The sequence below is a fragment of the Kitasatospora indigofera genome (assembly GCF_014655955.1).
Lineage (GTDB): Bacteria > Actinomycetota > Actinomycetes > Streptomycetales > Streptomycetaceae > Kitasatospora > Kitasatospora indigofera.
In genome coordinates, this window is record NZ_BNBO01000006.1 from 87,460 (window position 1) to 99,532 (window position 12,073).

Here is a 12,073-nt window from a genome sequence, read left to right on the forward strand (position 1 = left end):
TCCTCGGACGACGTCCGTTTCATCGCGATGCCGACCCTCGCCGAACTCGCCGAGCTGGTGGCCGAGACCCTGCGCGAGCAGGCCCCGGGCGCACCGGTCGCAGCCGCACCGCCGGCGCCGGCCGTTCCGTCGCCTGCCGTGCCTGCGGCCGTTGTTCCGTCGGCCGTCGTTCCGGTGGCTGTTGTCCCGGTGGTGGAGGCGGCGCCGGTCGGGGTGGGTGTGGTGTTGGAGGAGTTGCGGGAGTTGTACGCGGTGACGCTGGGGTACCCGGTGGAGGCGATCACGGGTGAGGCGGATCTGGAGGCGGATCTGGGGATCGATTCGTTGAAGCGGGCCGAGATGCTGGGGAAGGTCACCGCGCACTTCGGTCTGCACGGTTCCTCGGACGACGTCCGTTTCATCGCGATGCCGACCCTCGCCGAACTCGCCGAGCTCGTCGTCGCCACCCTGTCCACCGCTCGCTGAACGACCGACGATCACGGGAGCAGCATGTCCCCCGACCTTTCCACCCACGTCATCGTGGTGACCGGCAGCCGGCGGCCCGAGGACGAGGCGGTCGTCCGCCGTCTCACCGCCGCGGGCGCCCTGGTCGTCCACGCCGGCGACGACCAGCCGGTCCGTGAGCTGTTCGCGGGCGTCGTCGAGCGGTACGGCCGCGTCGACGCGCTGGTGAACGTGACGGATGCGCCGTCCCCGGCCGGGCGGACCGAGGCGCTCGGCGCCGCGGCGCTGCCCGCGCTCGCCGCCGCGCCGGGCGGGGTGATCGTCGACGTGGTGGTGCACCGGCCGGGAGCGCACCGACCCCCGGCCGGGGCCGCCGACGCCGGCGGGACGCCGTGGGCCGGGGCCGCCGCCCTCGGTGTGCCGGTGGTCAGGCTCTCGTCCGACGGCGCCCCCGTGGACGGCGTGGCGGAGCTGGTCGGGCTGCTGGCGGCGGCCGGCCCGCCCGCACTCCACGGCCTGACCCTCGACGTCACCGCCGGGTCCGCCGCGGCGGGCCCGGCGGTCCCGGTGGCCGCTGTCGCGGCGCCGGCCGGCGGCGACGCGCCGGAGGCCGTCGTCGACGAGGACGCGATCGTGGTGGTCGGGATGGGCCTGGCCGTGCCCGGCGCCAGCTCCCCGGAGGCGTTCTGGGAGCTGCTGCGCGGCGGCGAGGCGGTGTTCGGCGAGCCCGGGGACCGGCTGGACCTGGACACCGTCTGGTCCGCCGACCCCGCCGCCGAGGACCGGACGTACGCCCGCGTCTCCGGCTTCATGCACGGCTTCGACCCCCACCCGCGGCTGAAGGCCGAACTCGCGGCCGGCACCTTCGACGCCGAGGAGTACACCGCGCTGTGGCTGCGGCACTCGCTGCTCCAGGCCACCGACGGCGTCACCGTCCGCCCGGGGGACCGCCGGCTGTTCGCGGTCGGGCTGACGCCCGACGGCAGCCATCACCTGGAGCAGAGCCTGGTCACGGCCGGGGTCCGGGAGCTGCTCACCCGGGCGGGCGCCCCCGTGCCCGCCGCGCTGGACGCGCTCTACCCGCTCGGCTCCGCCGCACCGGAGAGCGTGCTGCCGTACCGGATCGCCCGTACGGCCGTGGCCGACCTGCCGGAGTCCACCGAGATCGTGGTGGTCGACACCGCCTGCTCCTCCTCGCTCTACACCATCGACCTGGGCGTCCGGGCCCTGCGTGCGGGGGAGGCCGATGTCGCCCTGTGCGGCGGGGCCTTCGCCCTGAGCGCGCAGAACGTGGTGCTCTTCTCGAAGCTGCGCGGACTGTCCCGCTCGGGGCGGGTCCGCGCGCTGGACCAGGCCGCCGACGGCGTGCTGTTCAGTGACGGCGCGGCCGTCCTCACCCTGAAGACGCACGCCCGGGCGGTCGCCGACGGGGACACCGTGCTCGGCTTCGTGGCCGGCTTCGGCGCGTCCTCCGACGGGCGCGGCAAGGCGATCTACGCCCCGAACCCGGCCGGCCAGCGGGTCGCCCTCGAACGGGCCTGGTCCTCGGCCGGAGCCGTACCCGCCGACGTGGACTGGATCGTCGCCCACGCCACCGGCACCCCGACCGGCGACCGGACCGAGATGACCGCGCTGTCCGAGCTGGCGGGCGAGGGCGGCTCCTGGACGATGACCTCCAACAAGTCCCTGGTGGGACACTCGGGCTGGGCGGCCGGCGCGGTCTCCGCGGTCCACGCCCTGCTCGGGCTGCGGCACCGGACGATCCCCGCCCAGCAGCAGTTCGACGCGCTGCCGGCCGGGATCGCCGACGCCATCGGGATCCCCGTCGAGGACGTGGCCTGGGAGCCCTCCCCGGACCGCCGGCGCCTGGTCGGCGTCTCGGCGATGGGCTTCGGCGGCACCAACGGCCACCTGCTGCTCGCCGACCGGCCCGCCGGTCCGCAGCCGACCGGCCTGCCGGACCCCGCGGCGCGGCCGTCCGGCCCCGGCCGCCCGGCGGCCTCCGTCCCCGAACCCGACCCCGTCGTCGTGGTGGCCCAGGGCCTGCACCTGCCCGGCGCACCGGACGAGGAGCAGGTGGCGCGGTGGCTGGCCGGCGGCGAGCCGCAGTGGCCGGCGACCTTCGGCGACGCCTACCCGACGCCCACCCCGGTCGAGGCCAGGCTGGCGCCCGCCGCCCTCGCGGCCGTCGACCGCAGCCAGCTGATGGCGATGCGCTGCGCCGACCTGCTGGCCGGCGACTGGGCCAAGGACGGCGAACTCGCCGCCCGCACCGGCGTCCTGGTGGGACACACCGGCCCGACGGGCTCGGCTGTCGGCTACAACCTCCGCTGCTACCTCAACGACCTCACCGAGAAGCTGACCGGACCGGCCGGGCTCCCGCCGGAGCTGCTGGCCGACCCGATCCGGGCGATGGTCCGACCCACCAACGAGGACTCGTACCCGGGTCTGATGCCCAACATCATCGCTGCCCGGGTCGCCCAGCGGCTGGACCTGCACGGCCCCAACATGACGCTCGACGCCGGGCGCGACTCGGTCAACTCGGCCCTCGCCACGGCCGTCCGCTACCTGCGCGACGGCGAGGTCGACCTCGCCCTGGTGATCGGCGTGAACGCCGGCGCGCCCTTCCTGGGCGGCGCCGACGACCGCCCGCCCGCCGAGGGCGCCGTCGGATTCCTGCTGACCAGGCAGAGCGTCGCGCGGGCGCACGACCTGCCGGTGCTCGGCCGGATCGCCATCGCCGCCGCGGGCACAGCCGCGAGCACAGTCGCGACCGCAGCCGTGAGCACGGCCGCGACCGCAGCCGTGAGCACGACCGGGACCACCGCCGACGCCACCGGCCCCGCACCGGACACCCGGGGCTACCGGGGCGCGGACGGCGCGGTCGCCCTGCTGCGCGCCCTGCACTCCGGCGGCGAGCAGGTCCTGCTGCGCCCGGTCGAGGACGGTCACACCCCCGCCCTGCTGGTGTTCCCCGGGCGCGGCGCGGGCGCGGCGGCCGGCGAGGCCGGTCCGGCCGGCGTCACGGCCACCTCCGGGGACGGCACCGGACTCGAATCCGTCCTCTCCCGGCACGCGCTGACCCTGCGACCGGTCGAAGGTGTTCCGGTCCGGGCCGCCCTCGCCGCGCTGCCCGCCGGAGCCCTGATCCTGACGGACGACCCGCCGGGCCTGGCGGCGCTGGCCGCGCGGTCGGGGACCGCGATCCCGCCCGACTGCCTGATCGTGGCGCCCGGCAGCGCCCCGCGCGACCCCGACGCGCGGATCGCCGTACGGTACCTGGACGACCCGGCCGGCCTGGCCGGCCTGCTGGGCCCGGACGGCCGGCGGTTCGACCAGGTCCGGGTGCTGGTCGGCAGCCGGCGGGCGGACGGCCCGGGGCAGCTCGTCCCGCAGCCCGTGCTCGACCTGAACGACCTGGCCTTCGTGGCCGCCCAGGCCTGCGCCGAGCGGCTGGACGCCGGAGGCTGCTACGCCGTCCTGATGCTGGACGCGTACGACGACACCGTCCCGCTGCCCTACGTGGGCGTCTTCGGCGGCCTGCTGCGCAGCCTCGCCCAGGAACTCACCGGCGGCCAGGTCTACGGCCTCGCGACCGCCTGCACGGACCTGGCGACGGGCCTCGCGGAACTCGCCGAGGAGTCGGCGATGCGCCGGTTCGTCCCGCTGGTCCACCGCCCGGCCGGTCAGCGCCTGGAGCTGATGCTGCTGCCGGTGCCGGCGGCCCCCGCGGACGCCGGCCCCCGGCTGCCCGAGGACCCGGTGGTGGTGGCCACCGGCGGGGCCCGGGGCCTGACCGCGCACCTCGTCGGCGAGGTCGTGGCGGGCTGCCGTCCGCGTGCCGTCTGGCTGCTGGGCACCAGCGCGGCCGGTCAGGACGAGCCGGACGACGTCGCGCCGCTCCCGCGCGCGGAGGCGCTGCGCGTGCTGATGGCCCGGTACCCCGGCGAGAAGCCGGTGAGCCTGAGCCGCCGCTACGACCGCGCCCTGCAGCGGGCCGAACGGGACGCCACCCTGCGGAGCCTGGAGGAGCAGTGCGGCCCGGGCCGGGTGCACTACCGGCAGTGCGACGTGCTGGACGAGGGTGCCGTCCGGAAGGTGATGGACGAGATCCTGGCCGCCGAGGGGCGGGTCGACGTGCTGCTGCACGGGGCCGGCCTCGCCCGCAGCGCGGTGCTCGCCCGCAAGAAGCTGGCGGACTTCCGTACCGTCCGGGACGTGAAGGTGCGCGGGTACGCCAACCTGCGGGCCGCGCTCACGGGACACCCCACCGCCCTGTGGTGCAGCGTCAGTTCGGTGTCGGCCTTCACCGGGCTCCGCGGCGAGCACGACTACGGCGCGGGCAACGAGTTCCTGCTGCTGGCGGCCGCGCACGCCCGTGCCGTCGAGGGCCGGGACGAGGTCGCGCTGGTCTCCGGGCTCTGGGTCGAGTCCGGCATGGCCTCCGCGGACACCCCGAGCGGGGCGTTCCTGGCGAGCCAGGGCGAGATCGGCCAGCTGACGGACCGGCAGGGCCGCGAGTTCTTCCGCCGCGAACTGGCCGGGCGGGGCAGCCACGGACTCGCCACCACCTGGATCGGCGACGCCGACTGGTCCACCCTCCAGCGCCTGGCCCCGGACTTCCGGGCCGCCTGCCTGGAGACCGCCGGGGCCGCCCCCGAGCCCCTGCTGACCGTGCCGCCGAGGCGCGGCCCGCAGGCCTTCCTCACCGCTCCGCCGGAGCAGCGGGGCGAGGAGAGCGTCTGGCGGATCGAACTCGGGCTCGACGAGCACCCCTACCTGCTCGACCACCTGGTGGACGGCAGGCCGACCGTCCCCGGCACCTTCATCCTGGAGATGGCGGCCGAGGCCGCGGCCGGGCTGGCCCCCGGGCTGCTGCCGGTGCGGATCACCGACGTCGTGCTGTCGCAGTTCATCCGGGCCGCCCGGCACCGCTGGCCCCGGCAGCTGGAGGTCGCCGCCGTCCGCACCGGCGACCGGGTGCGGGTGCGGATCACCAGCCCCGCCGCCGGCCCGGTGCCCGAGCGGGAGCACACCAGGATGGTGGTGCACCTGGCGTCCGCCCTGCCACCGGCGCCCCGGTACGCGGTCGGCGCGGCCACCGGCCCCGCCGCACCCGACACCTACCGGCTGCCCGGGACGACCGTCGAACTCGGCGGTGTGTTCGAGGCGTTGCGCGAGCCGCGGCTGGCGGCCGACGGCGGCTCGGCGCTGCTCCGGCTCGCCGTGCCGGCCGGGGCCGGGCCGTTCGACCGCTTCGTGCTGCCGAGCGTCGCGCTGGACTGCCTGCTCCGCACCTCGGTGCTGGACGGCCGCCGGGCGCACGAGGTGGACGTGATGGTCCCGACCCGCCTGGCGTCGGTGGAGTTCTTCACGGCCGCGAACGACATCGAACTCGCGGCCGCCGGGGAGGCGGTCACTCTGCGACACTGGCATGACACATCGTCAGGGGAGGGGCGGTGCGCGGCGTTGACCCACGACGGCCGCGCACTGATCCGGGTGCGGGGGATCACCGGTGCCACCAAGGGCACGTACGACACCCGCACGGGCGCCTGGCGCCCCGCCGGGCCCACGCCGGTCCGGACCGGCTCAGGGCACTGAGCGCCGCCGCCCCAGGGCGGCCCAGCATCGTCAACCACACGGCACCCGGGTGCCGTCAGCAGCAAGGAGTACGTGATGTCAGCCGAGTCGGCAGCCGAGGCCCGCGGGCCGCAGGAGACGTCGGGCGGGGGTGCCCAGGGGTGGACCCTGGCGCTGGTCTGTGCCGCGATGTTCATGCTGATGCTCGACGTGACGGTGGTCAACGTCGCCCTGCAGGACCTGCGCACCTCATTGGGCGCGGACTTCTCCGATCTGCAGTGGGTCATCGACTCCTACACGCTCACCCTCGCGGCGTTCCTGCTCACCGGGGGGACCCTGGCCGACCGGCTGGGCCGCAAGCGGGTGTTCAACATCGGCCTGCTGATCTTCACGCTGTCCTCGCTCGCCGCCGGCCTGGCGCAGGACGTCCTGCAGCTGAACCTCGCGCGCGGGGTGCAGGGGGTCGGCGCCGCCGTGCTGTTCTCGGTGGGCCCGGCGCTGATCGGCAACGAGTTCCGCGGCAAGGACCGGGGCAAGGCCTTCGGCGTGTTCGGCGGCATCGCCGGCCTGGCCCTGGCCTTCGGCCCCCTGGTCGGCGGGTTCCTCACCAACTCGTTCAGCTGGCGCTGGATCTTCCTGGTGAACGTCCCGATCGGGCTGGCCGCCCTGGTGGTCGGCGCGCTGCGGCTGCGGGAGTCCCGGGACCCGCGGGCCCACGGCATCGACTGGCCGGGCATGGTGACCTTCGGCGCGGCCCTGGCCCTGCTCGTCCTGGGCTTCCTGCGCGGCGAGTCGGCCGGTTGGGGCAGTGCGCCGATCATCGGTGCCTTCGCCGGCAGCCTGGTGCTGTTCGTGGTGTTCGTCCTCGTCGAGCGCGGCCGGGGCGAGGCCGCGATGCTGGACCTCTCGCTCCTGCGGATCCCCACCTTCACCGGCATCTCGCTGGCCACCCTGCTCTCGAACGCGACCAGCCTGGCCGCGGTCTTCCTGCAGATCTCGTACGTGCAGAACGTCCTCGGCTACTCGCCCTGGGAGACCGGCCTGCGGTTCATGCCGATGATGCTCACGCTGTTCGTGGTCGCCGCGATCACCGGCGGGATGCTCAACAGCGTGGCCCCCGGGCTCCTGGTGGGCCTGTCCATCGCGTTCATCGCGGCGGGCATGGGCCTGGTCACGCTGGTGGAGCCGGGCAGTTCCTGGACGGCCCTGCTGCCGAGCATGATCGTCACCGGGATCGGGATGGGCCTGTTCAACCCGCCGCGCGCGGCCGTCACCATCGGCGTGGTGGAGCCCGAGAAGGCCGGGATGGCCTCCGGCATGGGCGAGACCTTCCAGCAGGTCGGCGTCGCCGTCGGCATCGCGGCCTTCGGCGCGCTGTTCCACCACCGGGTGGTGGACTCCTTCGTCGGCTCGCCGACGGGTGCCGAGCTCGGCTCCTCGGCGGCCGAGGTCGGCAGGCTCGCCGCCACCCAGGGCGATGCCGGGGCCGCCCAGGCGGCTCCCGCCGCCCTGGCGGACCAGGTCTCCGCGGCGGCCGAGGCCGCGTTCGTGCACGGTCTCACCGATGTGATGGTGGTCTGCGCGGTGGTGGCCGCGGTCGGCGCGGTGATCGCGTTCGTCTTCATCCGCCGCCGCGACCTGCACGAGAGCGCGCTGGGTGATGCCGCCAGTCCCGCCGAGGAGACGGTCGCCGCGCTGTGAGCGGGCCGCTGAAGGTGGTGGCGGTCGGCGGATCGCCCCGCGCGGGCTCGACGGCCGAACTGGCCCTGCGGGTGACCCTGCGCGAGGCCGAGCGGCAGGGCGCCGAGGTCCGGCTGATCGGCGGTGCGGACCTGCTCATCCCGCTCTACGACCCGCGCACCGAGAACCGCTCCCCGGCGGCGCGGCGGCTGGTGACCGCGCTGGCGGAGGCGGACGGCATCGTGCTCGCCAGCCCCGCCTACCACGGCTCGGTCTCCGGCCTGGTCAAGAACGCCCTCGACTACGCCGAGGAACTGCGCGACGACACCCGGCCGTACTTCACCGGACGGGCCGTCGGCTGCCTCGCGGTCGCCCAGGGGTGGCACGGCGCCGTCTCCACCCTCGGGGCGCTGCGCAGCGTGGTGCACGCCCTGCGGGGCTGGCCGACCCCGCTCGGTGTCGCGGTGAACACCGAGACCACCGGGTTCGGACCGGACGGCGAGTGCCTCGACCCGCGTGTCCAGGAGCAGTTGCGGACGGTGGGGGAGCAGGTCGTCACGTTCGCCCGGATGTGGCGGGACGCGCCGAGACCGGTCGGCCTGCCGGTCCATTCCTGACCGGCGCCGGGCCGGACGTCCCCGGACGGCGGGCGGCCGCGCCGGCCCGGCGCCGCCGGCCGGGCCCCCGCCGGAACGACCACGCCGGGCGCCCGGTCGGCACGATCCGCCGCCCGGGCGCCCGGCCGACGCAGAGAGAACCGAGTCCATGTCCCAGCTCCGCACCGCCCCCGCCGGCCGGCGTCCCCTGGTCGCGGGCGCGGTGACCTGCCCCCGACCGGTCCCGGGAGCGACGTTCCGGCTCTTCCTCTTCCACCACGCCGGCGGCTCGCACCTCCTCTACCGGGGGTGGGAGACCGACTTCCCGGCGGACTGGGAGGTCATGCTGGTCGACGCGCCCGGCCGGGCCCACCTGCTCGGCGAGCGCCCGCTGGACACCAGCGAGGAACTGGTCGGCTACCTCCGCCGGGACCTGCAGCCCTGGCTGGACCGGCCCTACGCGTTCTTCGGGCACAGCATGGGCGCCCTGGTGGCGTACGAGCTCACCAGACGCCTGCCCGCCGGGGGCGGCGCACCGGCTCCGTCCTGGCTGGGCCTGTCCGCCTGCGGTCCGGCCGGCAGCAGGGACCTGCCGCGGGACCAGCGCCGGCACCTGCTGCCGGACGCCGAACTGCGGGACCGGATAAAGCAGGTGGGGGGAACGCCGCCCAACCTGCTGGAGGACGACGACCTCTGGCGGCTGTTCGGGCCGATCTTCCGCAGCGACTTCGCGGTGGTCGACACCTGGGAGCCGGTCCCCGGCCGGCCGCCGCTGACCGTGCCGGTGTCGGTCTTCGGGGGACACCAGGACGACCTGGTCGCCCCGGACCGGCTGGCCCACTGGGCCGACCACGCCCGGTACTACCTGGGACTGCACCTCTACCGGGGGGACCACTTCTACCTCAGCGGTCAGCAGCGGTCTGTCACCCGGCAGATCGTCGCCTCGATCCGGCTGGCGCTGCGGATCGGCGGCGCGGTGCGGGCGGCCTCCTCCACGCCGGCCCCGGCCGCGGGTTCGGCCCCCGGTGCGCCCTCGGCCCCCGGCGTGGCCCCGGCCCCCGGCGTGGTGTCCGTTCCCGGTGCGGGCTCGTGACGGGACGGCCCGGTGACGCGGGTGGCCCGACGGGTGGTGCCGTCTCGTGACCGGGCGGACCGTGACGACGCCGCCGGGCAAGGGCGGGCCGGCGGGAGCGCCGGCGCCGGCGGACGTCGCGGTGTGGTCCGTCCCGCTGTCCGACGAGCCGGACGACCGGGACCTCGCCGTCCTCGACGCGGCCGAGCGGGCCCGGATGCGGCGCTACGTCCGGGCCGCCGACGGCAGCCGCTTCGCGGCCGGCCGGGCGGCCACCCGGCGGGTGCTCGGCCGCCACCTCGGGGTGCCCGCCGCGGCGGTGCGGCTCGGGCGGCGGCGGTGCCCCGGCTGCGGGAGCCCCCAGCACGGACCTCCCGTGGTGGTCTGGCCCGAGACGTCCCTCGGTTTCAGCTTTTCCGGCACCTCGGTGCACGCCCTGGTCGCGGTGGCGCCGAACGGTCCGGTGGGCGTCGACATCGAGGCGGTCCGTGAACTCGACATCGGGGGTCTCGGCGCGCGTTGCCTGTCCCCGGCCGAGGCGCGCCACCTCGCCGGCCTCGACCCGGCCGCGCGTGCCGGGGCCTTCCTGCGGGCCTGGACCCGCAAGGAGGCGGTGACGAAGGCGGCCGGCGTCGGCGTGGCCACCGACCTGAGGGCCGTCCACGTCTCGCCCGAGCTGTCCGGCCCGGTGGAGGTGTCGTTCCGGGCGGGCTCCGGACCCGGTCGGTGGACGGTGACCGACCTGGTGGTACGACCCGGGACGGTCGCCGCGCTGGCCCGCCCGGCCGGTCCCCCCACCCTGGTCGACGATCCGTCAGAAGGCCACGCGGGCAGGGAACTCTGGCATCATGGGGAGCGGTTTGAACCGGGCGGAGGAGAGACTCTCCTGGCCCGGCCGGCGGGTGGCCGGGGAGCCGTACCGCCGCCGGGTGAGAAGCACGCCCGATGAATCTCCGGAGGGAACGACGATGACATCGTCCGTCAGCAGCTCGGTCGCGCCGCCCGCCCAGTCCGGCGGGGCGCCGCTCCACTTCATCGCCATCTCCGGGAGTCTGCGCGCCAACTCGCTCAACACCGGGGTGGTGCTCACCGTTTCGGAGCTGTGCGTGGCACCGGTGACCATGACGGTCTACGGCGGCCTCGGTTCGCTGCCGTTCTTCAACCAGGACGTCGAGGAGTCGTGTCCGCCGCCCGAGGTGGTGGAGCTTCGGGAGCTCATCGCCGCCTCCGACGGTGTGTTCATCTCCAGTCCGGAGTACGCGCACGGCACGTCCGGCGTGCTGAAGAACGGCCTGGAGTGGATCGTCGGCGGAGGTGAGCTGGTCGACAAGCCCGTCGCGGTGGTCACGGCTTCGCCCGCCGCCACCGGCGGGGACCGCGCCCAGGCCTGGCTGCGGGAGACCCTGGAGGTGATGGGCGCCGACATCCTCCCCGAGTCCATGTGCATCCCGGTGGCCGGCGCCAAGATGTCCGGCGGGCGCGTGACCGAAGAGGCCACCCTGCAGGGGCTGCGCGACGTCCTGGCGGCCATGGCCCGGGCCGCCGCCGTGCGGGCTGCCGGGAGCTGAGCGAAGTCCGCGCGGCCGAGGTGTGCGGCTGACCTCCGGGGCCCCGTGATGCCGGCCGCCGCTCCGGCCGCTGCCGCCGTCCTGGTGGCGACGCGTCCGGCCGGCCGCGGCGCCGTCCACGGGGACTCCCCGGCGGCCCCGCGGCCGCCCTCGCCCGGTGGCACCGAGGCAGAGCGTGTCCGCCGCCGGTGGGGGCGTCACCGCACGCGACGCCGGGTGAGGGGCGTCGGGCGGCGCAGCACGGACGCCGGAGGTCGCGCTTGTGCACCGGTCCTGACCCCGTTCTGTACGCGTTCTGTAACAGGCCTATCGCGCAAGCCAGTTGAGGGAAGCCTCAGCTGGTCAGCGAAGGCCGGACTCGGCCTCGGGCACCTGTCCACGGGGGACACCATGAACGCTTCCGACAGCACCAACCGTACGAGTCCCAGAAGCTGGAAGTCCTACGCCCTCGGGGCCGCGGCCTGCGCCGCCCTCCTCGCGGCCACGGCGTGCGGGCCGGGCGCGGGCGACCCCGAGACGTCCGACCGGCCGAGCAGCACGGCGTCACCGAAGCCGGCCACCGCGACCCCGGCGCCGACCGCCGTGACCCCGGCGTCGCCGACCGCCACGAAGCCGGGGACGACGGCTCCGGCGACCCCCACCGCCGGTCCGGGGAGCACCGGCGGTACGAGCGGCGGGGACGGGACCACGGTGGCCTGCGCCAAGGGCGACCTCTCGCTCGCCACCACGAACGAGGACGACAAGGGCCGGCCCGTCAGGCACCTGCTGCTCACCCTCACCAACGTCGGCACCAGGAAGTGCACCGTCTACAACTACCCCTACGTCCAGATGGGCGCCGACGCGCAGGCGCCGGTCGCCGTGATCGAGGACAGCGACCCGAAGGCGCTCGCCACCCTCGCGCCGGGCGAGAAGGCGTACGCCGCGCTGCTCGTCAGCGGCGGCCACCGGGACACCTACGAGGCGGGGTACGTCTCCCTCAGCCTCCAGGGCCCCAGGCCCGGCAGTCACGTCGGCGAGTCGATCCGCGCCGAGATGCCCGGCATCGACACCTTGACGGTCGACGACGGCGGCCGCGTGACCTACTGGATGACGGCCTCCGGCCTCGCCCTGCGCTTCATCATGTCGTCCTGACC

8 protein-coding genes are annotated in these 12,073 nt (G+C 75.6%); all 8 read left to right on the plus strand.

What is annotated here, in order from left to right:
• Window positions 1–465, plus strand: a 465-nt coding sequence (locus IE329_RS41430) for an acyl carrier protein (protein WP_308438356.1), incomplete at its 5' end; no start/stop codon positions are given.
• A 24-nt stretch (window positions 466–489) separates the two neighbouring features.
• The gene (locus IE329_RS08260) at window positions 490–6,045 is read left to right on the plus strand and encodes an SDR family oxidoreductase (RefSeq protein ID WP_190210167.1); all 5,556 of its coding nucleotides are present in this window, start codon (window positions 490–492) and stop codon (window positions 6,043–6,045) included.
• Between the two features lie 75 nt (window positions 6,046–6,120).
• Entirely contained in the window at window positions 6,121–7,725 is a 1,605-nt protein-coding gene (locus IE329_RS08265; protein WP_229927260.1) for an MFS transporter, read from the plus strand.
• The gene (locus IE329_RS08270) at window positions 7,722–8,321 is read left to right on the plus strand and encodes an NADPH-dependent FMN reductase (protein ID WP_190210168.1); all 600 of its coding nucleotides are present in this window, start codon (window positions 7,722–7,724) and stop codon (window positions 8,319–8,321) included. The genes IE329_RS08265 and IE329_RS08270 overlap by 4 nt, the downstream gene beginning before the upstream one ends.
• A 148-nt stretch (window positions 8,322–8,469) precedes the next feature.
• Complete coding sequence (locus IE329_RS08275; RefSeq protein WP_229927261.1) at window positions 8,470–9,393, plus strand: thioesterase II family protein; 924 nt, start codon at window positions 8,470–8,472, stop codon at window positions 9,391–9,393.
• A gap of 46 nt (window positions 9,394–9,439) precedes the next feature.
• Window positions 9,440–10,321 (plus strand): 4'-phosphopantetheinyl transferase family protein, encoded by an 882-nt coding sequence (locus IE329_RS08280; protein ID WP_190210169.1) that lies wholly within the window; start codon window positions 9,440–9,442, stop codon window positions 10,319–10,321.
• 19 nt (window positions 10,322–10,340) lie between these two features.
• Entirely contained in the window at window positions 10,341–10,940 is a 600-nt protein-coding gene (locus tag IE329_RS08285) for an NADPH-dependent FMN reductase (protein WP_190210170.1), read from the plus strand.
• Window positions 10,941–11,330: 390 nt separating this feature from the next.
• A complete protein-coding gene (locus IE329_RS08290; protein WP_229927262.1) occupies window positions 11,331–12,071 on the plus strand; it encodes a DUF4232 domain-containing protein in 741 nt (246 codons plus the stop codon).
• The last annotated feature ends 2 nt before the right edge of the window (window positions 12,072–12,073 follow it).

Bases quoted from the DNA above. Each gene is read 5' to 3' on its own strand.
- IE329_RS08260 (WP_190210167.1), top strand. From the start codon at position 490: ATGTCCCCCGACCTTTCCACCCACGTCATCGTGGTGACCGGCAGCCGG.
- IE329_RS08265 (WP_229927260.1), top strand. From the start codon at position 6,121: ATGTCAGCCGAGTCGGCAGCCGAGGCCCGCGGGCCGCAGGAGACGTCG.
- IE329_RS08275 (WP_229927261.1), top strand. From the start codon at position 8,470: ATGTCCCAGCTCCGCACCGCCCCCGCCGGCCGGCGTCCCCTGGTCGCG.
- IE329_RS08285 (WP_190210170.1), top strand. From the start codon at position 10,341: ATGACATCGTCCGTCAGCAGCTCGGTCGCGCCGCCCGCCCAGTCCGGC.
- IE329_RS08290 (WP_229927262.1), top strand. From the start codon at position 11,331: ATGAACGCTTCCGACAGCACCAACCGTACGAGTCCCAGAAGCTGGAAG.